This window comes from Sphingomonas sp. CD22 (genome assembly GCF_034556155.1).
In the GTDB taxonomy this organism is placed as follows: domain Bacteria; phylum Pseudomonadota; class Alphaproteobacteria; order Sphingomonadales; family Sphingomonadaceae; genus Sphingomonas.
The window spans coordinates 83657-109951 of the sequence record NZ_JAYDYX010000011.1 but is presented as its reverse complement, the minus strand read 5'-3'; the positions used below and the strand labels follow the sequence as shown (position 1 = coordinate 109951).

Here is a 26295-nt window from a genome sequence, read left to right as displayed (position 1 = left end):
AAAAAGATGACCTCGGGAGGAGAAGGTCATGCCGCGCACCCTGACGGCGTCGGACGGTTCGGTGCGGATCGTGAGCACGACGACGACGACCAAGCTCGCCGAGCGGATGCTCGCCGCGGCGCAGGTGCTGGCGGAGACGCTGCCGCAGGGGTTCAACGCGCCGCTGCCGACCAACATCCTGCTCGCATTGTTCGTCGCGGAAGAAGAGGCGCATTATCCGTCGGAAGCCGAGATCGACGGACCGCGCGCGACGACCGAGCGCTGGATCATCGCGCTCGCCCAGGCCGGGCTGGTCGAACGGCGCGGCGACCTGCTGGCGCTGTCGCGGCTGGGATACGACACCGTCCAGACGATGCTGGAACGTTTGTTCGAGGCGCAGCGCCGGCTCGACTGACTGCGGCGACTCTCCGCTGCCATTGCCGCGACATCTTTGCTAGGACCCCGTCATGCTAAGAACACGGATGAAACGGCTCGCCGATCGCGGCGAGCTGGCGGTGCAGCGTCTCGCCGACATCGAAACCTCGATCCTCCAGCTCGGCGACGAGGATCTGCTCGACCTCGCCGATATCTTCAACGCCTCGGCCGACACGCCGCTCGGCGCGATCGCGGTGGCGGAGATGACGCGGCGCGGCATCCGGCTGTAGCCGCCGCGCCGCGCCGGTCGCGGCTCATTCGACCAGCGCCACGTCATAGGCCGGCAGCGTCAGCGTTGCCGCCACCGCGCGGCCGCCGATCACGTCGCGGCCCGGTTTTGCGAGCGGCACCGCGATCGGCGCGGTGGTGGTGTTGACGTACATCGTCCGCCCCTCGACCGTCCGCGCGACCACCCCCGCGGGCGTCTTCGGCCCCGGCACGATGCCGGTCGCGGCATAGAGCGAGCGGAGCAGCGGGCCGAGCAGCGCCGCCTGCGGCGCGGTGGCCAGATAGATGGCGCGCCCCTTGCCGAAGCGGTTGACGGTGATCGCCGGCGTCGGCTGCGCGAAGCCCTCGAACATCGCGAGCGGCCTGGCGGTGGAGGGTTCGAGGATCTCGTAATAGCCGTCGGTCGCGGTCATCGTCGCGCCGTTCAGCGTCACCTTGAGCGGCGTGGCGGCGCGGTAGAAGGCGTTGGTGCGCAGCCCGAAAACGTCGGTGAGCCGCCCCGGCAGCGGCGTCGCGAACCATTTGCCGGTCTCGTCCGCCTTGGCGGAATAGCCGGTCATCACCACGGTGCCGCCGCCCGCGACATAGCGGCGCACCGCCGCGGCGGTCGGCGCGTCCATGATATAGGCGCTCGGCAGCACGACGAGGCGGTAGGCGTCGATCGGGTCGTGTGCGATGTCGATGACGGCGGTGTCGACATTGTCCTCGAACAAGGGCTGGAACGCCGCTTTCGCCTGATCGACGTAGGTGCCGGCGAAATATTGCTTGATCGTATTGGGGCCGGGCGGCGGGGTGACCAGCCAGTTGGTCTGGAACGAATAAGCGATCGCCACCTGCGGCTGCGCGTCGCGCGGGAAGCCCAGCGTCTCCATCCTGCCGAACTCCTTGGCGATGCGCGCGAATTCGGCGACCTTCCACGACGGCCGGTCGTCATGGTCGAGCAATCCGAACAGGGATTGCTCCTCGCCGCCGAGATGCGAGTTGAACGTCCAGGCGAGGAAGGTCTGCGCATAATTGAGCAGGCCGAAATAGGCCCACATCCGCGACCGGTCCGGCGTGCCGTAATCGCCGCCGCCGCCGGCGGTGAATTCGTTGAACCAGACCGGCGTCCGGTGCCCCGCCTTCATCATCATCACCTGGAACGCCGCGCCCAGCGCATCGCCCGGATAGAAGCCGAGCGCGCCGTAGGTCGCATAGCTGTTCCACGAGCGCAGATAGTCGAAGCCCTTGTTGCCCGCCTCCGGCCACAGGTTCGATGCGGTCGGCAGATGCGGCGCATATTGCCGGCGGACGCCGTCGAGATCGTCGAGTGCGGCGATCGTCTGGTCAGACCAGAAGCGGTGGAGGTCGAGGTTGCGCTCGTTCGGCCCCGGCCCGTTGCCATACGGCAGATCGACGCTGTCCCAATCGGCGATGCGGCGCGACCAGCGCTGCGTCGCCCAGGCGGTGTTGAGCGCCTCGATCGTGCCGTAACGCTGCTTGAGCCAGCCGATGAACCGCTGCCGCACCCCGTCCGAATAGGACATCGGCGAGCTGCCGACCTCATTGTCATAGCCGATCGCGATCACCGCGGGATGATGCGCGTAGCGCTTGAGCATCTGCTCGGCGAGCGCATGGACGTGCCGGCGGTAATCGGGATCGCTGATGTCGTCCCAATAGCGGCTGGCCGCGTGCAGGCGCGCGCCGTCCTGGTTGATCAGGTCGACGCCGGGGTAGGTCTTGTGCAGCCAGCCGGGCGCCGGCAGGCCGGGGATATCGAGCACCACCCTGATCCCGGCGCGATGCATCTGGTCCATGACGCTGTCGAACCAGGCGAAGGTATAATGCCCCTCCTGCGGCTCGAACGAATCCCACGACAGGTCGCCCATGCGGACCATCGTGAAGCCCGCGCCCTTCATCACCGCAATGTCCTGCGCGATCTGCGCCGGCGACCGGTCGACCGGCTGGTAGCAGGTGCCGACGAACAGATCGCCCTTGCCGGGCCAGTCGGCGCGCACCGCCGGGTCCTGCGCGCGGACACCGGGGGCAGGCGCCGCCGCCAGCAGGAGGGCACCCGCCGCGAACGCGAGGGATTTGATCGAGACCATGATTGCACTTCCGATTGTGTGAAGGATCGCCGCTCAGGCGAAGCTGATCTCGAACACGCTGGCGTGGCGGGTCGGCAGCCGGTCCGGCCGCTCGATCACCAGCGCCTGGCCGGTCTGTTCGAAGCGGATCGCACCGCCGTGGCCGAGCAGGCGTACGCGCCTGATCCGGCGCGGATCGTGCGGATTGCCCTGCGCCAGCGCCTTGATCGCGGTCGCGCCGGTGGGTTCGCCGAGCGTGATCGCGTACAGTTTGCCGCCTTTGGTGGTGAAGCGGATGTCCTGCGCGACATAGCTGCCGTCTTCCTTGAAGCTGCCCGCCACCGCCTCGGTCGGCCCTTCGCCATGGATCGTCCACGGCCGCGTGCCGTGGATCGCCCCGGCATTGACCGCCATCCATGCGGCGAGTTCGGCGAGCAACGTCTCCGACTGCGGCGGCAGGCTGCCGTCGGCGTGCAGCGCGACGTTGAGCAGCATGTTGCCGTTCTTGCTGACGATGTCGGCGAGCATCGCGATCACCTGCGGCGGCGTCTTGAACTTGTCGTCGACATTGTCGAACCAGTCGCCGTTCGACGTGTCGGTCTGCCACGCCAGCGGGTTGATGCCGGCGAGCACGCCGCGCTCGACGTCCTGGACGCAGGCGCCCTTGTAGAAATCACCCGAGCCCTGGTCCTTGCAGGTATAGACCGCGTCGAGCTTGCCGTGGCGGGCGATGCTGTTGTTGTAGAGATGCGCGACCAAAGATCGCCCGGTGGCGCCGAACGGCAGGCCGCCGTCTGAATAGAGCAGGTCGGGCTGGTAGGAATCGACGAGGTCGCGGATGCGCGCGAACCACATCGCGTGATAGGCGGGGTCGTTGGTGTACCAGCTGCCCGGCTTGTTGGTATAGGGCTCGTCGTGCGGCTTGTGGTAGAGATCGGCGAATCGCGGATCGGCGCCGTCGTAATCGACGCCGAGCTTGGGCCAGAACTGGTCGTAGAGATGGCTCGGATACCACCAATTGTGGCTGGCACCGAGATGTTCGGACACGCCGAAGCGCAGCTTGCGGCGCGTCGCGGCCTTTTGCCAGTCGCCGACGATATCGCGCTTCGGCCCCATCGCGACCGCGTTCCAGCGATGATGCCGCGACTTCCACAGGTCGAAATTGTCGTGATGCACCGCCATCGACACGAAATATTTGGCGCCCGCGGCGGCATAGCGGTCCATCAGCGCCTCGGGGTCGAACTTGTCCGCGGTCCACAGCGGAATGATGTCCTTATAGCCGAACTCGGACGGATGGCCGTAGGTGGCGAGGTGATGCGCGTAATGCGGATGGCCCGGCACGTACATGAAGCGCGCATACCAGTCGCCCTGCCGCGGCACCGCCTGCGGCCCCCAATGCGCCCAGATGCCGAACTTGGCGTCGCGGAACCAGTCGGGCGTTTGATAGGTGCTGAGCGAGGCCACCGTCGGCTGGAAGCGGCCGGGGGCGATCGCGGGCAGCGGCGCGGCCGCCACGGCGCGCGCGAACGGCCCGGCGGCGAGGCTCGCGCCGAGCGACGCCCCCAACAATTCGCGCTTGCTTATGCCCGCCATGTCTCTCTCTCCCGCGCCGATCGTCCGAAGTCCGGCAGCCGACTAGATTATCATACTTGCAAATGTATTTTCATTAGGCAAGCGATCTTCCTTCTTCCGCCTGCCTTATGGCAGGCCGTAGAAGCGCCGCGCGCTGTCGGCGAACAGACTGCGCTCGCCGGCGGGATCGAGACCGGCGAGCGTGCGGGCGGTTTCGAACCAGCCCGCATAACCGTCGCCGCTGAGGTGCAGCACCGGCCAATCGCTGCCCCACATCAGCCGCTCGCCGAAACAGCCGACGAGATGCGCCACATAAGGCGCCAGCGCCGTGGCGGGCTCGCCAAGCGGCTGTTCGGTGCGCAGGCCGGACATCTTGCACCAGACGTTGTCGAGCGCCGCCAGCGCGGCGATCTCCGCCCGCCACGGATCGAGCCCGCCTGCCGCCGCGCCGGGCTTGGCGGCGTGATCGATCACGATCGGCAGGTCGGGCCAGCGTTGCGCGAAGCGATGCAGCGCGCGCAGATGGCGCGGCTGGACCAGCGCGTCGAAGCGCAGGCCGTGCGCGATCATCGCCGCGATCGCGCCGTCGAGCGCCGGTTGCAGCATCCAATCGGTGTCGGCGATCGACTGGAGCATCGGCCGCAGCCCGCGCAGCTTGGGACGCGCGGCGAGGTCCGCGATCCGGCGCGGCGCATCGGCGGCGGCGAGATCGGCCCAGCCGACCAGCGCGCCGACCAGCGGTTCGGCGGCGGCGATCGCGCAGAGCCGGTCGGTATCGGCATCGGTCGGCTGCGACTGGACGAGCACCGTCGCGGCGAGATCGGTGCCACGGCTGTCCGCACGCAGATCGGCGATGGCGAAGTCGCGGTGGATCGCCGGCAGGCTCGCATCGGGCCATTGGTGCCCCGGCCAGTCGAGACGCCAGAGATGGTGATGCGCGTCGACCACCCCGGCGATCGTGATGCCGCCTGCCGTTCCGATTGCCACGTTCCACCTCGCCCTTGCCGTGAAAGATCGTCGCCTTTCATAGTCTTAACGCGGCGACAAGGCCGCCGGAGGCGACGTCAGGGCTGTTCGTCGAGCGAATAGACGCGCTCCGCCGCGACCCATTTCTCGCCGTCGGGCGCGAACGGCAGCCGCCGCTGGAACCGCTCCATCAGCGCTTCCCAGGCCTGGACGTCGGGGTCCGCCGCATCCGCCGCCGCCTTCGCCGCGGCGGAGAAATCGGGGCCGGTCTCCATGATCATCGCGAGCCGGTCGCCGACGTGCCAGATTTCGAGCGATTCGATGCCGCTGGCACGTATCGACCGGTTGATCGCATCGGGTGGGCCGCCGGCGCGATGCCAGTCGCGATAGGCCGCGACGGAGGCCGACGACGGATCGATGTCGAGGAACAGAAGGTGGCGCGTCATCGTCGGGCAGTCTCGTTGCAAGTCATTGGGGATGCGGCAACATCGCCTGTGCGCCGGGACGCGGCAAGGCGTCCGTGGCGCAGCGTCGCGCAGTCCGCCGCGCATCCGGCAGCGGCGGGCGATTTGACAGCCGCTTGCGGTCACCGCATGGCGACGACGAACGGAGGAGGACCAGATGGCATCGGGTTCGAAGACGACCTACGCGGCGCCGGCCGTCGAAAAGGCGTTCGAGATCTTCGAACTGCTGGAATCGCAGCCCAGCGGCATCCTGATCAGCGAGATGGCGGTGCGGCTCAACCGCTCAGTCGGCGAGCTGTTCCGCATCGTCGTGGTGATGGAGAAGCTCGGCTATCTCCAGAAATCGAGCAAGGACGATCGCTATTCGGTCGCCTACAAGCTGCTCGATCTCGCCTATCGCGCGACGCCCGCGCAGGATCTCGTCACCGCCGCGCGCGACGCGATGCGCCGCCTCGCGATCGACACCGGCCAGTCCTGCCACCTCGTCGTGATCAACGGCGGCAGCGGCCTCGTCATCACCCGCGAGCAGAATCCCGGCACGCGCGGCTTCTCGCTGCGGCTCGGCGCGGGGATCGACATGCTGGCGAGCTGTTCGGGCAACGTGCTGCTCGCTTTCTCCGCCGACGAGGCGCGCGATCATGTGCTGGCGCAGGCGATCGCGGCGGGCGACGCGCCGGTCGATCGCGCCGCGCTCGACCGGCAGTTGGCGCAGGTCCGCGCCCGCGGTTACGATCAGCGCAAGAGCCCGATCACCCGCGGCGTCACCGACCTCAGTTTCCCGATCTTCGGCTTCGACGGGCAGGTCGCGGCGGCGCTGACCATCCCCTTCCTCGAACTGATCGACGGTTCGCAGACGGTCGACATGCAGGCGGCGCGCGAGCATCTACGCAGCGCCGCCGCCGATATCTCGATCGCGCTCGGCTACCACCCCTCCTGACCGGATCGCCGCCCATGGGCGATCGGTGCTTGCCAGACCCAAGGATCTTTCATATTTGCAATCGTACTTGCAAATAGAGGCTGGTCCTGTGTTGACGATCGTGTGCCAGCAACCCTTCGACCTCTGCGCGGTCGAGCGCGATCCGCCGCAGGCGGGGCCGGGCGACCTGCTGGTCCGCATCCGCCGCGTCGGCCTGTGCGGCACCGATTACCATATCTACGCCGGCAACCAGCCGTTCCTCGCTTATCCCCGCGTGATGGGCCACGAGCTTGCCGGTGAGGTGATCGAGGCGCCCGCGGGCAGCGCCTTCCACGCCGGCCAGCGGATCACGATCAACCCTTATCTCGCCTGCGGCGTCTGCGTCGCCTGCCGCGGCGGGAAGCCCAATTGCTGCGTCGACGTCGCCGTCCTCGGCGTCCATGTCGACGGCGGCATGGCGGAGGTGATCGCGATCCCCGAACGCGCCGCGATCGACGCGACCGGGCTCAGCCTCGATCAGGCGGCGATGGTCGAATTCCTCGCGATCGGCGCGCATGCGGTCGCGCGCGCGCGGCTGGCGGCGGGGGAGCGCGTGCTGGTCCGCGGCGCGGGACCGATCGGCATCGCCACCGCGCTCTTCGCGCGGCTGGACGGCGCGCACGTCGTGCTCTGCGACACCCGCGCCGCCCGGCTCGATCATGCCCGCGACCGCCTCGGCTTCACCGATTGCGTCCTTGCCGACGAGGGTGCCGCGGCGCGCCTCGCGACCCTGACCGCGGGCAGCGGCTTTGCCACGGTGTTCGACGCCACCGGCAGCATCGCCGCGATGAACGCCGGCCTCGCCGAGGTCGCGCACGGCGGCAGCTACGTGCTGGTCGGCGTCGCCAAGGGCGACCTGATCTTCGCCGATCCCGAATTCCACAAGCGCGAGACGACGCTGCTCGCCAGCCGCAACGCGCTCGCCGCCGACTTCGCCCGCGTGATCGACGCGGTCCGGCAGGGCGCGATCGACACCGATGCGCTGCACACGCACAGCGTCGCCGCGATCGACCTGCCGGCGGAACTGCCCCGGCTGGCGTCGCAGGCCGACCAGGTGCTCAAGGCGATCGCGACGTTCTGACACGCTGCCGTGCCCTGCCCGGTCGCCGATCGGGCGTAGCGGCGCAGGGCGAGGCCGGATCGACATTCGAAATTCTGAATAAATTCCTCCCCCGCCAGGGGGAGGTGGCATGCCGCAGGCATGACGGAGGGGGAGGACACGGAACCGAAGTGGTCGCTTACCTCCCCCTCCGTCACGGCTTCGCCGCGCCACCTCCCCCTGGCGGGGGAGGAATTTGCCCGAATGTCGATCCGGCCTAACAGGGATGGGGTGCCGGGCACTCGTTCCGCCACAATTCCACCATCACCCCGCATCGACACGCTCGGGGCTAACGCCAACGGGGTACGGTCACGCTCACCATTCGATGCCGATCTTGCCGAAATGGCTGCCGTCCATCTCGTATTGGAAGGCCTCGGCGAGCCGGTCGAGCGGGAAGCGGCGGTCGATCACCGGGCGGATGCCGGTCGTCTCCAGCGCGCGGACGAACTCTTGCTGTTCGCGGCGGCTGCCGACGATCAGCCCCTGCAGCCGCGCCTGCTTGCCCATCAGCGCCGCGGTCGGGACCTCGCCCGATACGCCGGTGAGCACGCCGATCAGCGAGATATGCCCACCCACGCGGACCGCCTCGATCGACTGGGCGAGCGTGCCCGGCCCGCCGACCTCGACGACGTGATCGACGCCGCGTCCGCCGGCCCAGTCGCGCACCGTCCGGCCCCAGCGCTCGTCGGTGCGATAGTTGAGCGTGAAGTCGGCACCGAGCGCCGTGGCGCGCGCCAGCTTCTCGTCCGACGACGAGCTGATGGCGACCCGGGCGCCCATCGCCTTGGCGATCTGCAACGCCCAGATCGACACGCCGCCGGTGCCGAGCAGCAGCAAGGTGTCGCCCGCCTTGATCTGCGCATCCACGACGAGCGCGCGCCACGCGGTCAGCCCCGCGGTGGTGATCGTCGCCGCCTCGACCGCGTCATAGCCCTTTGGCGCATGGGTGAAGGCGGTGGCCGGCAGGACGACATGCTCCTGCGCGAAGCCGTCGATGCCGTCGCCCGGCGTGCGGCTGAAATCGCCCACCGTCGGCGTGCCGTCCTGCCAGTCGGGGAAGAAGCAGGAGACGACCATGTCGCCGACCGCGAATTCGGTCACGCCCTCGCCGACCGCCTCCACCGTCCCGGCGCCGTCGGCGAGCGGGATGCGGCCGTCGGCGCTCGGCATCCGGCCGGTGGCGATGCCGAGATCGTGATAGTTGAGCGAGCTGCCGTGCAGCGCGACGCGGATCTGCTGCGGGCCGGGCGCACCCGGATCGGCACGCTCTGCGAAGGCCAGCCGGTCGAGGCCGCCGGGGGCGGGCAATGTCATCGCTTTCATCGGGAATTCCTTATGATCGATGGCCCGAACGCGTCAGATCGCATCGCTTTCCCAAAAAGCCGCCGGTTGCGTTGCCGGCCTGCTGCGCCTCGGCTAAGTTGGTAAAAATCTTGGGAGAATTTGCGATGCCCATCACCGTCAACGGATCATCGGTGCCGCTGCCCGACGATCCCCGCGTCTCCCTGCTCGACCTGCTGCGCGAACGCCTCCACCTCTCCGGTACCAAGCTCGGCTGCAACCAGGGCGCGTGCGGCGCCTGCACGGTGCTGGTCGACGGCGAGCGGATCGTCTCGTGCCTCGCGCTCGCGGTGCAATATGACGGCCGGTCGGTGACGACGATCGAGGGGGTTGCCGACGGCGAGACGCTGCATCCGCTGCAAGCCGCCTTCATCGCGCACGACGGCTTCCAGTGCGGCTATTGCACGCCGGGACAGATCTGTTCGGCGATCGGCATGGCCGCCGAGCTGGAACGCGGCATGCCGAGCCACGTCACCGCCGATCTCGGCGGCACGATCACGCTCGACCGCGACGAATTGCGCGAGCGGATGAGCGGCAATCTGTGCCGCTGCGGCGCGCATAACGGCATCGTCGATGCGATCCTCGACGTCTACGCCCCCGCGGCGGCGGACCGGGCGGTGGCGGCATGACCCCCTTCAGCTTCGCGCGCGCGACCGCCACCGACGAGGCGCTCCGGCTCGCCGCGGCGCCCGATACCCGCTATCTCGGCGGCGGCACCAATCTGGTCGACCTGATGCGGGAGACGATCGAGCGCCCCGCCGCGCTGATCGACGTCACCGCGCTGTCGACGACGATCGAGGAGACCGAGACGGGCGGGCTGCGCATCGGCGCGGGCGTGCGCAACAGCACGCTGGCGGCGCATCCCGTCGTCCGCAGCCAATATCCGATGCTGAGCCGCGCGATCCTGGCCGGCGCCAGCGCGCAGATCCGCAACATGGCGACGATCGGCGGTAATCTGCTCCAGCGCACCCGCTGCACCTATTTCTACGACGTCGAGGGCTCGCGCTGCAACAAGCGCCAGCCGGGCCAGGGTTGCGACGCGATCCACGGCTTCAACCGTATCCATGCGATCCTCGGCGCGTCGTCCGCCTGCGTCGCGACGCATCCGTCCGACATGGCGGTGGCGCTCGCCGCGCTCGACGCGACCGTCCATCTCGCCGCGCCGGGCGGCACCCGCACGCTGCCGCTGACCGAGCTGCACCGCCTGCCCGGCGATCATCCCGAGATCGAGACTTTGCTCGAACCCGGCGAGCTGATCACCGCGATCGAGCTGCCCGCGCTGCCGCTCGCCGCGCGATCGACCTATCGCAAGGTCCGCGACCGCGCGAGCTATGCCTTCGCGCTGGTCTCGGTCGCCGCGGCGATCGAGGTGCAGGACGGGCGGGTCGCCGACGTCCGCCTCGCGCTCGGCGGCGTCGCGCACAAGCCCTGGCGCGCGACGCAGGCGGAGGCCGCGCTGCGTGGCGGCCCCGCCACCCGCGCCGCCTTCGAGGCCGCCGCGGCGGCCGAACTCGCGCCCGCACAGCCGCTGCGCGACAATGGCTTCAAGATCGAATTGGCGCGGCGGACGATCGTCGCCGTGCTCGCCGACCTCGCGGGAGTGGATTCATGAGCATCGTCGAAGACGCCAAACAGGCGGTAAAAGGCGCCGCGCAGGCCGCGATGCAGACCGCGGTGCAGATGGCGCCGGACAGCTGGATGCCCGGCGGCCGCCCCGATCCGCTGATCCGCCAGCAGCACGGCTTCGTCGGCAAGCCGATCTCGCGGATCGACGGTGCCATCAAGGTGCGCGGCATCGCGCCTTATGCCGCCGAATTCCCGCTCGACCGGATGGCCTATGCGGCATTGGTGTTCAGCACCGTCGCCAAGGGCCGCATCGCCACGCTCGACACCGCGGCGGCGGAGGCCTCGCCCGGCGTCGCGCTGGTGATGACCTATCGCAACGCGCCGCGGATGGCGCCGATGCCGCTGTTCATGACCTCGGAGAAGGCGTGCGGCGGCAACGACCTGCCGATCATGCAGGACGATCGCGTCTATTGGAACGGCGAGCCGGTCGCGCTGGTGCTCGCCGAGACGCAGGACCAGGCCGATCATGCCGCCTCGCTGATCCACGTCGATTACGTCGCCGAAGCCTCGGTCACCGCGCTCGACGAGGCCAAGGCCAACGGCACCGAACCCGGCCAGTTCATGGGCCAGCCGCTCCGATACGAGAGCGGCGACGCCGATGCGGCGCTCGCCGCCGCGCCGCACAGCGTCGATGCGACCTACACGACGCCGCGTCACAGCCACAATGCGATCGAGCTGCACGCGGTCACCGTCGTCTGGGAGGGCGAGACGCTGCGCGTCCACGATGCCTCGCAGATGGTCGCGCACATGGCCTGGTCGCTCGGCCATGTCTTCGGGCTCGACGAGGATCAGGTCCACGTCACCTCGCCGTTCGTCGGCGGCGGTTTCGGCGGCAAGGGACTGTGGCAGCATCAGGTGCTCGCCGCCGCCGCCGCCAAGCTGTCCGGCCGGCCGGTGCGGCTGATGCTCTCGCGCGAGGGCGTCTATCGCATCGTCGGCGGCCGCACGATCACCGAACAGCGCGTCGCGATCGGCGCGCAGGCGGATGGCGGCTTCGACGCGCTCCTCCACACCGGTACGGTGGCGATGAGCCATCACAACGTCCTGCCCGAACCCTTCATCCTGCCGACGCGCAGCGCCTATGCGAGCAAGACGATGAAGCTCGACGTCGAGGTCGCCTATCTCGACATGGTCGCCAACACCTTCATGCGCGCGCCCGGCGAGGCGGTCGGCACCTTCGCGCTGGAAAGCGCGATCGACGAACTCGCCGTGGCGATGGACATCGACCCGATCGAGCTGCGGATGCGCAACGAGCCCGAGAAGGACCCGACCACCGGCGCACCCTTCTCGTCGCGCGAGGTCGAGAAGGCCTATCGCGACGGCGCCGCCCGCTTCGGCTGGGCGCAGCGCGGCAAGCCGGGCGCCCGCCGCGAGGGCGAATGGCTGGTCGGCATGGGCGTCGCCACCGCCACTTACCCTTATTACCGGATGCCCGGCGGCGCGGCGCGGATCACGCTGACCCGCCACGGCCATGCGACGGTCGACATCGCCGCGCACGACATGGGGATGGGCACTTCCACCGCGCAGACGCAGGTCGCCGCCGACCGGCTCGGGCTCGAGATGGAGCAGGTGACCTTCCGCTACGGCGACAGCAGCCTGCCCGGCGTCGTCATGGCCGGCGGGTCGCAGCAGACCGCGGCGATCGGCGCCTCGGTGATCGCCGCGCATCGCGCTCTGGTCGGCGAATTGCTCAAGCTCGCCGGCAACGATTCGCCGCTCGCCGGGCTCGATGCCGACGAGGTGGGCGGGATCGACGGCGGCCTCGCCAAGCTCGACGAGCCGACGCGCCACGAAAGCTACGTATCGATCCTGGCGCGCGCGCAGCGCGACACCGTCGTCGTCGAGGCGACGCCGCCGATGCCGCTCGAGACGATGCATTGGTCGATGCACTCGCACGGCGCGATGTTCTGCGAGGCGCGGGTCAATACGGTGACCGGCGAGGTGCGGGTCAGCCGCTTCCTCGGCTCGTTCGACTGCGGCCGTATCCTCAATCCCAAGACCGCGGCGAGCCAGTTCCGCGGCGGCATCATCATGGGGCTCGGCCTCGCGCTGATGGAGGAGACGCAATATGACGAGCGCAACGGCCGGATCATGAACCCCAGCCTCGCCGAATATCACGTGCCGGTGCACATGGACGTGCCCGAGATCGAGGTGATGTGGACCGACATCCCCGACCCCCACACGCCGATGGGCGCGCGCGGCGTCGGCGAGATCGGCATCACCGGCGTCGGCGCCGCGGTGGCGAACGCGGTCTTCAACGCCACCGGCAAGCGCATCCGCGACCTGCCGATCACCCTCGACAAATTGCTGTAAGATTAGGCGGAGAAAGTCCTCCCCCGCCAGGGCAGGGTAATCGCATATGGAATTTTTGAGTTGCGATCGTGCGCCGGAGGCCCGCAGCTCAATTGGAAAATGCCAACCTCGCGAAAGGTCACGTACCCATCGTTGCGTGGAACATTGCGTGGAACGTCATATGCGATAGCCCTGCCCGCCAGGGGGAGGTGGCATGCCGCAGGCATGACGGAGGGGGAGGATACGGCAACCGAAGTCGTCGCTTACCTCCCCCTCCGTCACGGCTCCGCCGCGACACCTCCCCCTGGCGGGGGAGGACTTTGCTCCACACCCCGGATGTCGATCCTACCTACCGGCCGCCGATACGGCTAACCCGCCATCCGCGGCCGGAACAGCTCGCCCTTCTCCACCACCCAGATCAGCGCGAGCACCGCCAGCCCGATCAGCAGATAGCCGATCGCCAGCGGCAGCGTCGTGCCGGCGTAGGATTGGCCGATCGCCGAACCGACCAGCACCGCGCCGATGCTGGTGATGAAGCCCTGCACCGACGAGGCGGTGCCGGCGATATGGCCGACCGGCTCCATCGCCATCGCACCGAAATTCGATCCGCACAGCCCGATGCAGGTCATGCTCAGCGCCTGCAGGATCATATAGCTGACCAGCGTCTCCTGCCCCGCCTGGATGACGATCAGATGGACGACCGACAGCGCGATCAGCGCCAGCACCGCCGCCTGCGAGATCAGCCGCGTCCCCAGCCGCTCGACCAGCCGGCTGTTGGCGAAGGAGGCGACGCCCATCGAGAAGGCGCAGATCGCGAACAACAGGGTGAACCGCCGCCCCGCGCCGAATTCGTCGACGAAAATCTGCTGCGCCGAGGAGACGAAGGCGATGATCCCGCCGAAGGTCAGCGCCGCGGCGACCGCATAGCCGATCGAATAGCGGTTGGTCAGCGTCAGGCGATAGCTCTGCCGCAGATTGGCGAGCGACAGCGGCAGCCGCCGCGCCACCGGCAGCGTTTCGGGCAGGCGGACCAGCGACCAGGCGAGCACGAAGGCGGCGAAGCCGCCCAGCGCGTAGAAGATGAACCGCCATGGCCCGAAGGCGAGCAGCCCCTGGCCGAGCGTCGGCGCGAGGATCGGCACGATGAAGAAGATCATCTGCGCGATCGACATGGTGCGCGCCATCTGCCGCCCCGAGGCGCCGTCGCGGACGATCGCCACCGCGAGCACGCGCGTCGAGGCCGACATCAGCCCCTGCAACAGCCGCGCACCGAGCAGCGCGACGAACGTCGCCGAACTCGCCGCGAAGACGCTCGCCGCGATGAAGCCGAGCAGCGTCGCGATCAGCACCGGCCGCCGCCCCAGTCGGTCGGCGAGCGGACCGTAGACGAGCTGGCCGGCGCCGAAGCCGACCATATAGACGGTCACCACCCATTGCCGGTGGTTGGCCTGGCTCACCAGCAGGTCGCGGCCGATATCGGCCAGCGCCGGCAGCATTAGGTCGACGCCCAGCGCGTTGACCGCCATGACGGCGGCGATGAACGCGACGAATTCGCGCGGGTGCATGCCGGGTGGTGCGGGATGATCGGTCATGGCCGCGCCTATCGGCGGCATCGTGCCGCATCACAAGGCAGCGGCCGCCCTAACTGCCCGATATCCGTGCACTATTTCCGGGGTCGTGTTACCGGACGGCAACATCATTACCGAAATGTTGCCATAACGGTTCCTCCCGAAGCGTACGATGTGGCCGCGCCGTAACAATCCTGCATATTCCTCCCGCGACGCCGCAAAGGCCGCGAGACAAGGGGAATGAGCAATGCGTGCAACGACGTGGATGATGCGATCGTCGAGCCTGGCGATGATGGCGGGGCTGGCGCTGTCGGCGCAGGTCGCCGCCGCGCAGCTGGCGACCGATCCGCAGACGCCGACCGCACCCGCGGCGACCGAGGCCCCCGCCGAGGACATCGTCGTGACCGGGTCGCGCATCCGCCGCGATCCGCTCGACCAGCCCTCCCCCGTCGTCACCATCGACGATAGCGCGATCGCGCGCACCGGCCTGTCCTCGATCGCCGACGTGTTGCAGCGGCTGCCGGCTTCGTCGGGCGGGCTCAATTCCAAGTTCAACAGCTCGGGCAATTTCGGCAACCCGCCCGACGGCGGCGGCGTCGGCGCCGGCTCGGCGGTGCTCGACCTGCGCTATCTCGGCGCCAAGCGCACCCTGGTGCTGGTCGACGGGTTGCGCTTCGTCAACGGCGCCTCGGCGAGCGGCATTCCCGCAACCGTCGACCTCAACTCGATCCCCTCGTCGATGATCGAACGCGTCGAGGTGCTGCAATCGGGCGCCTCGCCGCAATATGGTTCGGACGCGATCGCCGGCGTCGTCAACATCATCACCAAACAGAGCCAGAAGGGTTTCAAGGGCTCGGCGCAATACGGCCAGTTCCTCGGCGACAACGACGGCAAGACGCAGGATTACCAGCTCAGCTACGGCGTCGGCGGCGACGACGTGCATGTCGTCGCGGGCGGCTATTACACCAAGCAGGAATCGGTCAGCGCGGCGAACCGCAGCATCTCGCAATTCCCCAACCCCGGCCAGACGAGCTGTTCGGACCCGATCGGCGGCTGTTCCAGCTTCACCCCGCTCGGCCGCTTCCTGGTCAACGGCCAGAACATCACGCTGCGCGGCCCCGTCGCCAGCGGCCGCCCGGTCTACGACCCGACGCTGGCGACCGGCGACTTCAAGGCGTTCACCGCCGCCGACCGCTACAATTTCGCGCCGTTCAATTACTTCCTGACCCCGGTCGAGCGGTTCGGCGGCTTCGTCAACGCCCGCGCGCGCTTCTCCGACGCGATCAACCTCAGCGTCAAGGCGGTCTACAACCGGCGCAATTCGCAGAATCAGGCGGCCTATCTGCCGCTCGGCATCGGCCCCGACGTCGGCAACGGCAACATGCTCGACGGGCTGTCGGTCGACGCGACCAACCCGTACAATCCGTTCGGCGTCACGCTGACCCCGGGGCAGAATTATACCGCGATCTTCCGCCGCCTCGTCGAGGCCGGGCAGCGCACCTACAGCCAGCAGGTCGACACCATGTCGCTGACCGGCACGCTCGACGGCAAGTTCCGGATGTTCGACCGCAACTGGTATTGGGACGTCAATGCGGTGCTCGGCTATAACGACGCCAAGCAGCTCTTCACCGGCAACATCAACGCCGCCCGCCTCGCCCGCGCGATCGGCCCGGTCAGCCAGTGCACCGACGACTGCGTACCGTTCAACTTCTTCGGCGGCGTCGGTTCGATCACCCCGGCGATGCTCGGCTATATCGGCTTCGACGAACGCGATCGCAGTCGCCAGACGCTCAACGATTATACCGCCAATCTGTCGGGCGAATTGTTCGATCTGCCCGGCGGTCCGGTCGGCATCGCGATCGGCTACGAGCATCGCTACCAGTTCGGCAGCTTCACCCCCGATCCGATCATCCAGGCGGGCCTGGGTGCCGACATCCCCGCGCAGGCGGCGAGCGGCCGGTTCAACGTCGACGAGGTCTATGGCGAGATCCGCCTGCCGCTGCTGCGCGATCTGCCCGCCATCGCCTCGTTCGAGCTGAACGGCGCGGTCCGGCATTCGAATTACTCGACCTTCGGCAGCAATACGACGTTCAGCGGCGGCGCGTTGTGGAAGCCGTTCAACGACCTGCTGCTGCGCGGCCAATATGCCGAATCGCTGCGCGCGCCGTCGATCGGCGAACTCTATGGCGCGCAGTCGCGCTACGACGCGACGATCGACGATCCCTGCACCAGCGCGGCGGGCGGCCTGTTCCCGTCGAACGCGACGGTGCGCGCCAATTGCGTCGCCAATGGCGTTCCCGCCAGCGGCAGCTATGCCGAGCCGTCGGGCCAGTTGCCGGTGCTCACCGGCGGCAACCCCGACCTGCGCCCCGAAACCGCGCGCACCTTGCTGTTCGGCGGCGTCTACAGCCCGCGCTGGGCGCGCAACGGCACGCTCTCGGCGCTCAGCCTCGAGGTCAATTACTACGACATCAAGGTCGATGGCGCGATCGCCGCGATCCCGGCGCAGGTGCTGCTCAGCCGCTGCGCCGAAACCGGCGACGCCCTGAGCTGCACCGCGATCCGCCGCGCGCCGAGCGGCATCGTCACCGCGATCAACGGCCTGCTGCTCAACACCGGCGGCGTCCGCACCAAGGGCATCGACGCGACGCTGACCATCCGGTCGGGCGAAACCGGCGCCGGCCGCTTCGGCCTCTACGTCTCGGGCAATTACCTGCTCAAATATGCCGAGCGCACGCCGGCGACCGACAGCTTCACCACCACCGATTACGTCGGCACCGAGCGGGGCTCACCCGATCAGGCCTATCCGCACTTCAAGGGGCTGGGTACGATCGACTGGACGCTCGGCCCGGTCACCGCGAGCATCACCGCGCGCTACATCGACAACGTCCAGGAGATCGCGGCGGAGAACGAGCTGAAGAGCCGGCTGTACGGCGATGCGCAGCTACAATTCCGCCCGAGCTGGCTCGACGCCAAATTCGCCTTCACCTTCGGCGTCAACAACGTCTTCGACAAGGACCCGCCGGCCTGCTTCAGCTGCAGCCTCAACAATTTCGACCCGACCACCTACGACATCCCCGGCCGCTTCGGCTATCTGCGCCTCTCCTACGGTCTGTAACCGTACCGGGCTGCCGATCCTTGCGTCGGCAGCCCGATGGGTTCGGAACGGAACCGATCGGTCGACGCTTCTGGTCATGATCTTTCCGGGAGTTACGATCATGACCGATACCACACGCCGCACCTTCGTGGCGGGGGCAGCGCTGGCTGCCGGCACCGCCGCCGCCGCCAATGCCGCCGCCGCACAGGCCGGCGGCGCCGCCGCCGCCACGACGCCCGCCGCCGCCGCTTACCCCAAGCCGCCCTATCCGGTGCAGCGCCAGCCCTGGCCCGGCCTCGCCAGCAAGATGACGCCGCGCCCCGACCATGGCGAGACGAGCTACAAGGGATCGGGCAGACTTTCCGGCAAGAAGGCGCTGATCACCGGCGGCGACAGCGGCATCGGCCGCGCCGCGGCGATCGCTTACGCCCGCGAGGGCGCCGACGTGGCGATCAACTATCTGCCGGCGGAGGAGCCCGATGCGCGCGAAGTCGTCGCGCTGATCCGGGCGGAGGGCCGCAAGGCGGTTGCCATCCCCGGCGATCTGCGCGACGAACGCTTCTGCCGCAAGCTGGTGCAGCAGGCGGCCGAGCAGCTCGGCGGGCTCGACATCCTCGTCAACAACGCCGCGCGGCAGCAGACCCGCCCCGGCATCGCCGACATCTCCAGCCAGGATTTCGACGATACGATGAAGACCAACGTCTACGCGCCCTTCTGGCTGACCAAGGCGGCGGTCGAGCGGATGGGTGCCGGGTCGGTGATCGTCAACACCTCGTCCGAACAGGCGGGCAATCCCTCGCCCGACATCGTCGATTACGCGCTCACCCGCGCCGCGGTGCTCAATTTCACCAAGAGCATGGCCAAACAGCTCGGCAGCCGCGGCATCCGCGTCAACGCGGTCGCGCCGGGGCCGTTCTGGACGCCGCTGCAGGTGAGCGGCGGCGCGACGCCCGACAAGCTCAAGAGCTTCGGCAGCGACTCGCCGCTGGCACGTGCGGGGCAGCCCGCCGAGATCGCCGGCCTCTACGTCGCCGCCGCCGATCCGGCGCTGAGCTATTCGACCGGCCAGATCTTCGGCGCCACCGGCGGCAACGGCCAGCCGGCGTAACCCGCTGATCATTCGGGGGATGTGGCGGCTGGCCGGGTCGGGGCTCGCCGTCACCCCTCCGTTGCGGCCGGCGTCGGCGATCTGTACCCTGCTCCCGGCAGGATCGAGCGTCACGGCGACGATCGCATGCGGAAGGTGGTGCGCATGATCGACAGGAGCAAACGTTCGGAAAAGGTGCAGCCGGGGCCGGTCGTCTATGCCGCGATCGCGCTGCTCGTCGTCGCCTGCCTGATCGCGGTCGGCGGCATGTACCGGGGCTGGTTCCGCTTCCTGTTCGACCTGTAGCTGGCAGATCGACGATCTTCCGGCCGGACGGGGGAGCGGGATGGTCATTCGCGGGGGCCGGGGGTAATCGAGCGCGGTGTCGTCTTCGCCCCGCATCCAGATCCGGCCCGGCCTGCCCTATTTCGTCACCGAACACGGCGCCGCATGGACGCCGATCGGGCATAACGATGCGGTGACCTGGCCCGAACTCGCGCCGCTGTTCCGCCGGCGCGACATCGCGGCGGTCGAGCGGCATCTGCTCTGGCTGCGCGATCACGGCGTCACCTGTATCCGGCTGATGCTGGAATATTGCCACGGGGAACATCGCTATATCGAGCGGCCGGTCGGGCGTTTCGTGCCCAATATGGTCGGCTTCTGGGACGATCTGTTCGCGTTGCTCGAGAAGGTCGGGTTGCACGTGCTGCTCACCCCCTACGACACGTTCTTCATGTGGGTCCGCTGGCGCCACCATCCCTACAACCGGGCCAATGGCGGGGTGTGCGCCAGCCCGCGGACGTGGCTGACCTGCCCCGCGACGCGCGCGGCGATCAAGCGGCGGCTCGCGTTCGCCAGCGATCGCTGGGGCGGCAGCCCGGCGCTGTTCGCCTGGGACATCTGGAACGAGATCCACCCCGCGCACGGCGGCGACGATCCCGCCGCAGTGGCGCCGTTCATCGCCGATATCGCACCGTGGCTGCGCGACCACGAGATCGCGCGGCGCGGCGTCGCCAATCTGCAGACGGTGTCGATCTTCGGGCCGGAGCTGATCAACCACCCGGGGCTGGCCGAGCCGATCTTCCGCCACCCCGATCTCGATTTCGCCAACACCCATCTCTACGAGCGCGGCACGATCGACGCGCCGCGCGACACGGTGATGCCGGCGCTCGCGGTCGCGCGGCTGATGCAGACCGCGGTGAACGAGGCGGGCAGCGGCCGGCCGGTGTTCGATTCGGAACACGGCCCGATCCACAGCTTCAAGGACAAGAAGCGCACGCTCGCCGCCGCGTTCGACGACGAATATTTCCGCCATATCCAATGGGCGCATCTCGCCAGCGGCGGCGCGGGCGGCGGGATGCGCTGGCCCAACCGCCATCCCCACGTGCTCACCCCCGGCATGCGGGAGGCCCAGCGCGCGCTGGCCGAGTTCCTGCCGTGCATCGACTGGACGCGCTTCCGCCGCCGCAACCTGACCGGCGCGATGGCCTGCGACGATGCCGGCGTGCAGGCGATCGGCAGCGGCGATGCGGCACAGGCGCTCGCCTGGCTGGTGCGCACCGACAGCATGTCGAAGGCGGGCACGATCGCCCCGCGCGACGACGCCGCGCCCGCGACGCTGACGATCCCGGGGCTCGCCGACGGCCGCTACGACGTCACCGCATATGACACGTGGGCCGGCGCGGTCCGGACGCGCACCACCGCGACGAGCCATGGCGGCGTGTTGCGCGCGACGCTCGGCCCGGTGCGCAGCGATCTCGCCGTCGCCGTCCGCGCCTAGATGACCGATATCGCAGCCGCGGCGACGACCGCCGGCGTCCGCCTGAGCGAGACCGCGCTCTATCCGCCGGTGAAGGCGTTCCTCGAAGCGCACGGCTTCGCGGTGAAGGGCGAGATCTGCGGATGCGACGCGGTCGGGCTGAAACCGGGCGAGCCGCCGATCCTCGTCATCGCCGAACTCAAATTGTCGTTCACGCTCGAACTCGTGCTCCAGGCGGTCGATCGGCTGCGCTGCGCCGACCAGATCTATCTCGCCGTCGTCGCCAGCCGCCGCGGCCGCGATCAGGACGGCCGCGTCACCCGCCTGTGCCGGCTGCTCGGCGTCGGGCTGCTGACCGTCGACCTGCGCCTCGGCACGGTGGCGGTGTTGTGCGAGCCGGTCGCCTATCGCCCGCGCGCGAACCTGCCGCAGCGGCGCCGGCTGCTCAAGGAACATGCCGGCCGCAAGGGCGATCCGACGCAGGGCGGATCGACGCGCCGGCCGATCATGACCGCCTATCGCCAGCGCGCCATCGCCTGCGCGTTAGGGATCGGCCCGGCGGAGATGCGCCCGCGCGACCTCAAGCATCTCGCCGAGGATGCCGGCGCGATCCTGCGCAACAACGTCTATGGCTGGTTCGAGCGGGTCCGCCCCGGCGTCTACCGCCTGTCCGCCACCGGCCTTGCCACCTTGCCCCCGCCCGTTCGCGATCAGGCCGTCACGGACGGCTCTGGCGACGGATCGCGCGAAGATCAATCCCGAGCCGGTTGACGCGATAATAGAAGGTCTTGCGCGGCAGTTTCAGCGCCTGGATCGCCGCCGCGATCTCGCCGTCGGCGGCGGCGATGGCGTCGATGATCGTCGCGCGTTCGAACGCATCGAGCCGTTCTGGAAGCGAGGCCGGCTCGCCGCTGCTCGGCACGCCGTCGTCGAGGCCGAGGCAGATGCGCTCCGCCGCTTTCTCCAGTTCGAGCACGTTGCCGGGCCACGGCCGCGCGCCCAGCCGCATCGCGTGATCGGCGAGCGCCGGCATCGCGCAGCGATGGCGCTCGGCGGCGCGCGCGGCGAAATGCGCGAACAGCATCGGGATATCCTCCTTGCGCTCGGACAGCGGCGGCAGGCGCAGCGGCACGCCGGCGAGCAGGTGGAACAGGCCGGGCAGGATGCGATCGCGCTGTCCCTCCTCCAGCGCGGCGACGATCCGCACGTCGACCGCATGCGGATCGCGCCCATCGAGCGGCAGCGCGCGCTTTTCGGCGAAATGCGCCAGCCGGTTCTGCAATTCGGGCCCGGCGGCTTCGAGATGGTCGAGGAACAACGTGCCGCGATGCGCGCGGTCGATCGGGCCGTTGCGCGCGAACAGCTCGCGCTCGACCAGCGCCACCGGCACCGTCGCGCAATCGATGACGAGGAAACGATGGCGCGCGCGCCGCCCGGCGCGATGGACCAGCCGCGCGAAATGCTCGCGTCCGGTGCCGACCTCGCCCTCGATCACCAGGTCGAGCGGCGCATCGGCGAGCAGCGGGATCATGCCGCGCAGCCGCCGGATCGCGAGGCTGTCGCCGATCAGCGTCTCGCCCTGCTGTTCGTCGGCGAGCGCGCGCAGCCGCCGGTTCTCCAGCGTCAGCCCGCGCGCGGTCGCCGCGCGCACCGCCGCCGCGACCAGCGCCTCGGGATCGAACGGCTTGGACAGGAAATCCCACGCGCCGTTCTTGATCGCCTCCACCGCCATGCCGATGTCGCCGTGGCCGGTGAGCAGCAGCACCGGCAGATCGGCGTCGCGGCTGCGCACCGCGTCCATCAGTTCGAGCCCCGACATGCCGGGCATGCGGACGTCGGTAATCAATATGCCGGGAAAATCGGCGGTGAGTTCGGGCAGCGCGCTGCGCGCGTCGGCGAACGGCCGCACCTCGAAGCCATGCAGCCCGAGCAATTGCGACGCCGCCGCGCGCAGGTCCGCCTCGTCGTCGACCAGCGCGACGACCAACGCCTTGTCCATCGTGGTCATGCGCGTCGCATCCCGATCTCGAACAGCGCCCCGCTCGCCGAGGGCAGATGATGCAGCCAGCCGCCGAGGTCGGTCATGATGTCCTGCGCGATGACGAGCCCGAGGCCGAGTCCCGCCGCCCGGCTGGTGTTGAACGGCGTGAACAGGCCGGCGGCGATCGCCGGGTCGATGCCGGGGCCGGTGTCCGCCACCCGCAGACGGACGTGCGCCGCATCCTCGACCAGCGTCAGCGTGATGCGCCGGTCCGCCCGGCCGGCGAGCGCATCGAGCGCGTTCTGGACGAGGTTGACCAGCACCTGTTCGAGCCGGACCTTGCCGCCGACCACCATCAGCGCCGGATCGATCGACGGCCGGTCCAGCGTCGCATCCTCGAGCTGTTCGCGCACGATCAGCAGCGCGCCGTCGATCACCTCGGCCAGCGACACCGGCCGCAATTCATGCGGCTGCCGGCGCGAGAAGGCGCGCAGCTGCGCGGTCACCACGCCGACGCGGTCGGCGAGTTGCGCGATCGTGCGCAGATTGGCGCGCACCTCGTCGGGCTGGTCGCGATCGAGCAGCATCCGGCTCGTCTCGGCATAGGTGCGGATCGCCGCGACCGGCTGCGCGGTTTCGTGCGCGACGCTGGCGGTGATCTGGCCGAGCGCGGCGAGCCGGTTGGCCTGGCGCAGCGCCTCGCGCAATTCGGCGCCGCGCGCCTCCGACAGCGCGCGTTCGGCCGCCTCGCGGCGCAGGTCGGCGGTGCGCTCGGCGACCGCCGCCTCCAGTTCGCCGGTCCGCCGCCGCTGCGCCAGCGCGCGCAGCCGCAGCGTCCAGGCGATCACGCCGAGCGCGATCACGCTCGCGCCGGCCGCCGCCGCGGCGAACCCGCGGGCCGAGGCGATGGCACGATCGACGGGGCGCATCTGCACCAATCGCCAGCCCGCCTGGCGCACCGGTACCGCCTGGGCGACGAACGTCGGCCGCGCACCGGCGATCCGCACCCGGCCGTCGCCGAGCGGCACGAGTGCGACGGTCCCCGCCGCGCCGCGCGTCAGCGTCTCGAAGCGCCAGCCGGGGCGGCTGGTGACGAGGATGCGGCGCGCCGCGTCGTGCACGAAGCTGATCCCGCCGCCGTGCGCCCAGGCGCGTTCGATCCGGTCGAACTCTAGCTTGATGACGGTGACGCCGCCGGTCGCGGTGCGCGCGGCAAGATAGAGGCCGGGGCGCTGGCTGACGCTGCCGGTCGCGAAATGGCTGCCCTCGCCGCGCGCCTCCGCCTGCCGGACATAGGGGCGATCGTGATAGTCGATGCCGACGAAGGCGCGCGGGCTGCGCCAGTTGCTCGCCGCGATCGACCAGCCGTCGCGCCCGACGACATAGATCGCCGGCGCACCGGTGACGCGCGCCAGCGCCTCCAGCTTGCGGTTGAGCGCGGCGCGCGCGGCCCCGGTACCGGCGATCGCCGCGGCGATGTCGCGATCGTCGGCGAGCGTGAGCGGCAGCAGCCGGAAACGGGCGATCTCGCTGTCGAGCAGCGCGGCGCGCAGCCGCGCGTCCTGCGCCACCTCGACCCGTTGCTGCGCGATCGTCCATCGCTCCGCCGCGACGCCGGCGAGAAGCGCGGCGACGACGGCCAGCAGCAGCACGCCCGCCAGCCAGGGCCAGCCGCGGATCGGGAAGCGGAGACTCACCGCCCCCGAATACCCGTCCGCCCGGCATAGGGCAAGAAGTTGCACTTTGGGCTCGGGCGATGTGTCACTTCCTGCCCAAGCCTGCCGGAATCGGACATCAATAATCGAGCTAACTAACTGTAACAAGGACGTTTTATGATGATGTCGTTTTCTGCGCGGGCCGCACCGCCGCGTCGGGCACAAGCGGGTCGACAGCTTCGTCGTGCTCCATCGGAGCCGGACGAAGGCGGCGGCGATCCGGGCCAACCGGTCGTCGCCGTTCCGCGACACTCCCCGCTTCGATCCGCGTCCCGCCCCGACGTCGTACCGGAAGCGCATGCAGAAGGATCATGCGATGCATCACGAAACGCGCGAGCCGGCCCTCGCCACCGACGGGTCGACGCTCTCGGCGCCCGACATCAGCCGCCGCGGGCTGATCGGCTCGGTCGTCGCGGCGGGCGGCACCGCGCTGCTGCCGGCGGCGGCGCGCGCGCAGGCGCGCAGCGAACATAGCGTCGACGTGCTGCTGATCGGCGGCGGCATCATGAGCGCGACGCTCGGCGTGCTGCTGCGCCAGCTCGAACCGACGTGGACGATCGAGATGGTCGAGCGGCTCGACCGCGCCGCCGGCGAAAGTTCGGACGGCTGGAACAACGCCGGCACCGGTCACTCCGCATTGTGCGAGCTGAATTATACGCCGGTCAACGCCGCCGACGGCCGCGTCGAAATCGCCAAGGCGATCGAGATCAACGAGCAATGGCAGATCACCCGCCAGTTCCTCAGCCACCAGCTTCGCGCCGGCGTGCTCAGCGATCCCCGCGCCTTCATCAACTCGACGCCGCACATGAATCTGGTGTGGGGCCGCGAGAACGTCGAATTCCTGCGCAAGCGGCATGCGGCGCTCGGCGCCAGCCCGTTGTTCTCGGGAATGGAGTTCACCACCGATCCGCACCGGATCGGCCAATGGGTGCCGCTGATGATGGAGGGGCGCAGCGGTGGCCTGCCTCTGGCGGCGACGCGCTCGCCGCTCGGCACCGATTGCGACTGGGGCGAGGTGACGCGCCAATATGTCACCGCGCTCAGCCGCCAGCCGGGCGTGACGCTGACCAGCGGCCACGAGGTGCGCAAGCTCGAACGCAATCCCGACAAGAGCTGGCGCGTCACCGCCGAGGCGACCAACGGCGGCGGCAAGCGGATCATCAACGCGCGCTTCGTCTTCGCCGGCGCCGGTGGCGGCGCACTGCCGATCCTGCAGGCCTCGGGGATTCCCGAAGCCGACAATTACGCCGGCTTCCCGGTCGGCGGCTCGTTCCTCGTCTCCGAAAAGCCGGAGATCGCCGACCGTCACCTCGCCAAGGTCTATGGCAAGGCCGCGGTCGGATCGCCGCCGATGTCGGTGCCGCATCTCGACACGCGCTATTTCGACAAGCGGCGCGCGCTGCTGTTCGGGCCGTTCGCCACCTTCTCGACCAAATTCCTCAAGCACGGCTCGTATTTCGACCTGCCGGCGTCGGTGACGCTCGACAATTTCCGCCCGATGATGGCGGTCGGCTGGGACAATTTCGACCTCGTCGAATATCTCGCCGGCCAGCTGATGATGTCCGACGAGGATCGGCTGAAGGCGCTACGCGAATATCTGCCGGGTGCGCGGGCGGAGGACTGGAAATTGTGGCAGGCCGGCCAGCGCGTCCAGATCATCAAGCGCGATCCCGACAAGGGCGGCGTGCTCAAGCTGGGGACGGAGATCGTCGCCTCGCAGGACGGCTCGATCGCCGCGCTGCTCGGTGCGTCGCCGGGGGCGTCGACCGCGCCGGCGATCATGCTGAACCTGCTCAAGACGGTCTTCCCCAAGCGGCTCGCGACCCCGGCCTGGCAGGACGGCCTGCGCAGGATCGTGCCGTCCTACGGGATCGCACTCAACGATCATCCCGACCTGCTCGCGCAGGAATGGGCGCAGACCAGCGATGCGCTGCAACTGACGACGCCGCCGCCCGCGGTCCACGTCGCCACGCAGCCGCGCCCCGCCGCCACCCGCGTCAAGGCCGACCGCCACCCCGATCTGGCGCTGTAACCGCCCGCACGTTGAGCCCCCTATCGCTACCCC

Annotated in this window: 21 protein-coding genes; 13 read left to right on the top strand and 8 right to left on the bottom strand. The window is 69.3% G+C overall.

Annotation, left to right across the window (positions count from 1 at the left end; all coding sequences use genetic code 11):
* Positions 1-28: 28 nt before the first annotated feature.
* Both SFC76_RS17965 and SFC76_RS17960 read left to right on the top strand, forming a co-directional pair.
* On the top strand, positions 29-394 hold the full coding sequence (locus SFC76_RS17965) for a hypothetical protein (RefSeq protein WP_322850779.1): 366 nt from the start codon (positions 29-31) through the stop codon (positions 392-394).
* 52 nt (positions 395-446) lie between these two features.
* Positions 447-644 carry a hypothetical protein gene (locus SFC76_RS17960; RefSeq protein WP_038665691.1) on the top strand — a complete coding sequence of 66 codons (198 nt, stop codon included), beginning with the start codon at positions 447-449 and terminating at the stop codon, positions 642-644.
* A gap of 24 nt (positions 645-668) precedes the next feature.
* On the opposite strand, the gene SFC76_RS17955 is transcribed toward SFC76_RS17960, so the two are convergent.
* The 4 genes from SFC76_RS17955 to SFC76_RS17940 all read right to left on the bottom strand — a co-directional run bounded on the left by SFC76_RS17955 (position 669) and on the right by SFC76_RS17940 (position 5692).
* Positions 669-2729: a beta-galactosidase gene (locus SFC76_RS17955; protein WP_322850778.1), complete on the bottom strand. Its 2061-nt coding sequence runs from the start codon at positions 2727-2729 to the stop codon at positions 669-671.
* A gap of 33 nt (positions 2730-2762) precedes the next feature.
* The gene (locus tag SFC76_RS17950; protein WP_322850777.1) at positions 2763-4301 is read right to left on the bottom strand and encodes an alpha-L-fucosidase; all 1539 of its coding nucleotides are present in this window, start codon (positions 4299-4301) and stop codon (positions 2763-2765) included.
* Between the two features lie 105 nt (positions 4302-4406).
* On the bottom strand, positions 4407-5267 hold the full coding sequence (locus SFC76_RS17945) for an amidohydrolase family protein (protein ID WP_322850776.1): 861 nt from the start codon (positions 5265-5267) through the stop codon (positions 4407-4409).
* 77 nt (positions 5268-5344) lie between these two features.
* Positions 5345-5692 (bottom strand): L-rhamnose mutarotase, encoded by a 348-nt coding sequence (locus tag SFC76_RS17940; RefSeq protein WP_322850775.1) that lies wholly within the window; start codon positions 5690-5692, stop codon positions 5345-5347.
* 175 nt (positions 5693-5867) lie between these two features.
* On the opposite strand from SFC76_RS17940, the gene SFC76_RS17935 reads away from it, so the two are divergent.
* On the top strand, positions 5868-6647 hold the full coding sequence (locus SFC76_RS17935) for an IclR family transcriptional regulator (protein WP_322850774.1): 780 nt from the start codon (positions 5868-5870) through the stop codon (positions 6645-6647).
* Between the two features lie 88 nt (positions 6648-6735).
* Positions 6736-7746 carry a zinc-binding alcohol dehydrogenase family protein gene (locus SFC76_RS17930; RefSeq protein ID WP_322850773.1) on the top strand — a complete coding sequence of 337 codons (1011 nt, stop codon included), beginning with the start codon at positions 6736-6738 and terminating at the stop codon, positions 7744-7746.
* A 333-nt stretch (positions 7747-8079) separates the two neighbouring features.
* On the opposite strand, the gene SFC76_RS17925 is transcribed toward SFC76_RS17930, so the two are convergent.
* Entirely contained in the window at positions 8080-9087 is a 1008-nt protein-coding gene (locus tag SFC76_RS17925; RefSeq protein ID WP_322850772.1) for an NAD(P)-dependent alcohol dehydrogenase, read from the bottom strand.
* Between the two features lie 125 nt (positions 9088-9212).
* Between SFC76_RS17925 and SFC76_RS17920 the strand changes: the two genes are divergently transcribed.
* From SFC76_RS17920 to SFC76_RS17910, 3 genes are read left to right on the top strand one after another with little or no spacing between them, the layout of a single operon-like run.
* Positions 9213-9734 (top strand): 2Fe-2S iron-sulfur cluster-binding protein, encoded by a 522-nt coding sequence (locus SFC76_RS17920; protein ID WP_322850771.1) that lies wholly within the window; start codon positions 9213-9215, stop codon positions 9732-9734.
* Entirely contained in the window at positions 9731-10717 is a 987-nt protein-coding gene (locus SFC76_RS17915) for a xanthine dehydrogenase family protein subunit M (RefSeq protein WP_322850770.1), read from the top strand. Before SFC76_RS17920 ends, SFC76_RS17915 begins: the two co-directional genes overlap by 4 nt.
* On the top strand, positions 10714-13044 hold the full coding sequence (locus SFC76_RS17910) for a xanthine dehydrogenase family protein molybdopterin-binding subunit (protein ID WP_322850769.1): 2331 nt from the start codon (positions 10714-10716) through the stop codon (positions 13042-13044). Before SFC76_RS17915 ends, SFC76_RS17910 begins: the two co-directional genes overlap by 4 nt.
* Before the next feature lie 347 nt (positions 13045-13391).
* Here SFC76_RS17910 and SFC76_RS17905 read toward each other — a convergent pair whose 3' ends face one another.
* Positions 13392-14588 (bottom strand): multidrug effflux MFS transporter, encoded by a 1197-nt coding sequence (locus SFC76_RS17905; protein WP_322850788.1) that lies wholly within the window; start codon positions 14586-14588, stop codon positions 13392-13394.
* 250 nt (positions 14589-14838) lie between these two features.
* Here SFC76_RS17905 and SFC76_RS17900 point away from each other — a divergent pair, with 250 nt between their 5' ends.
* The 5 genes from SFC76_RS17900 (at position 14839) to SFC76_RS17880 (ending at position 21305) form a co-directional block, all read left to right on the top strand.
* On the top strand, positions 14839-17709 hold the full coding sequence (locus SFC76_RS17900) for a TonB-dependent receptor domain-containing protein (protein ID WP_322850768.1): 2871 nt from the start codon (positions 14839-14841) through the stop codon (positions 17707-17709).
* A 100-nt stretch (positions 17710-17809) separates the two neighbouring features.
* On the top strand, positions 17810-18796 hold the full coding sequence (locus tag SFC76_RS17895; RefSeq protein ID WP_322850767.1) for an SDR family oxidoreductase: 987 nt from the start codon (positions 17810-17812) through the stop codon (positions 18794-18796).
* A gap of 144 nt (positions 18797-18940) precedes the next feature.
* Positions 18941-19081 (top strand): hypothetical protein, encoded by a 141-nt coding sequence (locus SFC76_RS17890; RefSeq protein ID WP_322850766.1) that lies wholly within the window; start codon positions 18941-18943, stop codon positions 19079-19081.
* A 76-nt stretch (positions 19082-19157) separates the two neighbouring features.
* Entirely contained in the window at positions 19158-20555 is a 1398-nt protein-coding gene (locus SFC76_RS17885) for a hypothetical protein (protein WP_322850765.1), read from the top strand.
* Positions 20556-21305 carry a DUF2161 domain-containing phosphodiesterase gene (locus SFC76_RS17880; RefSeq protein ID WP_322850764.1) on the top strand — a complete coding sequence of 250 codons (750 nt, stop codon included), beginning with the start codon at positions 20556-20558 and terminating at the stop codon, positions 21303-21305. It begins immediately after the preceding gene.
* Here SFC76_RS17880 and SFC76_RS17875 read toward each other — a convergent pair.
* Positions 21253-22542, bottom strand: a complete 1290-nt coding sequence (locus SFC76_RS17875) for a sigma-54 dependent transcriptional regulator (RefSeq protein WP_322850763.1) — start codon at positions 22540-22542, stop codon at positions 21253-21255. The genes SFC76_RS17880 and SFC76_RS17875 overlap by 53 nt on opposite strands.
* Entirely contained in the window at positions 22539-24212 is a 1674-nt protein-coding gene (locus tag SFC76_RS17870) for a sensor histidine kinase (RefSeq protein WP_322850762.1), read from the bottom strand. Before SFC76_RS17870 ends, SFC76_RS17875 begins: the two co-directional genes overlap by 4 nt.
* 334 nt (positions 24213-24546) lie before the next feature.
* Here SFC76_RS17870 and mqo point away from each other — a divergent pair, with 334 nt between their 5' ends.
* Complete coding sequence (mqo, locus tag SFC76_RS17865) at positions 24547-26262, top strand: malate dehydrogenase (quinone) (protein ID WP_322850761.1); 1716 nt, start codon at positions 24547-24549, stop codon at positions 26260-26262.
* The last annotated feature ends 33 nt before the right edge of the window (positions 26263-26295 follow it).

What these genes read in the sequence shown, in the direction of transcription:
- SFC76_RS17965 (WP_322850779.1), top strand. Translation starts at nt 29, where the DNA reads ATGCCGCGCACCCTGACGGCGTCGGACGGTTCGGTGCGGATCGTGAGC.
- SFC76_RS17960 (WP_038665691.1), top strand. Translation starts at nt 447, where the DNA reads ATGCTAAGAACACGGATGAAACGGCTCGCCGATCGCGGCGAGCTGGCG.
- SFC76_RS17955 (WP_322850778.1), bottom strand. Translation starts at nt 2,729, where the DNA reads ATGGTCTCGATCAAATCCCTCGCGTTCGCGGCGGGTGCCCTCCTGCTG.
- SFC76_RS17950 (WP_322850777.1), bottom strand. Translation starts at nt 4,301, where the DNA reads ATGGCGGGCATAAGCAAGCGCGAATTGTTGGGGGCGTCGCTCGGCGCG.
- SFC76_RS17940 (WP_322850775.1), bottom strand. Translation starts at nt 5,692, where the DNA reads ATGACGCGCCACCTTCTGTTCCTCGACATCGATCCGTCGTCGGCCTCC.
- SFC76_RS17935 (WP_322850774.1), top strand. Translation starts at nt 5,868, where the DNA reads ATGGCATCGGGTTCGAAGACGACCTACGCGGCGCCGGCCGTCGAAAAG.
- SFC76_RS17925 (WP_322850772.1), bottom strand. Translation starts at nt 9,087, where the DNA reads ATGAAAGCGATGACATTGCCCGCCCCCGGCGGCCTCGACCGGCTGGCC.
- SFC76_RS17920 (WP_322850771.1), top strand. Translation starts at nt 9,213, where the DNA reads ATGCCCATCACCGTCAACGGATCATCGGTGCCGCTGCCCGACGATCCC.
- SFC76_RS17915 (WP_322850770.1), top strand. Translation starts at nt 9,731, where the DNA reads ATGACCCCCTTCAGCTTCGCGCGCGCGACCGCCACCGACGAGGCGCTC.
- SFC76_RS17910 (WP_322850769.1), top strand. Translation starts at nt 10,714, where the DNA reads ATGAGCATCGTCGAAGACGCCAAACAGGCGGTAAAAGGCGCCGCGCAG.
- SFC76_RS17905 (WP_322850788.1), bottom strand. Translation starts at nt 14,588, where the DNA reads ATGCACCCGCGCGAATTCGTCGCGTTCATCGCCGCCGTCATGGCGGTC.
- SFC76_RS17900 (WP_322850768.1), top strand. Translation starts at nt 14,839, where the DNA reads ATGCGTGCAACGACGTGGATGATGCGATCGTCGAGCCTGGCGATGATG.
- SFC76_RS17895 (WP_322850767.1), top strand. Translation starts at nt 17,810, where the DNA reads ATGACCGATACCACACGCCGCACCTTCGTGGCGGGGGCAGCGCTGGCT.
- SFC76_RS17890 (WP_322850766.1), top strand. Translation starts at nt 18,941, where the DNA reads ATGATCGACAGGAGCAAACGTTCGGAAAAGGTGCAGCCGGGGCCGGTC.
- SFC76_RS17880 (WP_322850764.1), top strand. Translation starts at nt 20,556, where the DNA reads ATGACCGATATCGCAGCCGCGGCGACGACCGCCGGCGTCCGCCTGAGC.
- SFC76_RS17875 (WP_322850763.1), bottom strand. Translation starts at nt 22,542, where the DNA reads ATGACCACGATGGACAAGGCGTTGGTCGTCGCGCTGGTCGACGACGAG.
- mqo (WP_322850761.1), top strand. Translation starts at nt 24,547, where the DNA reads ATGCATCACGAAACGCGCGAGCCGGCCCTCGCCACCGACGGGTCGACG.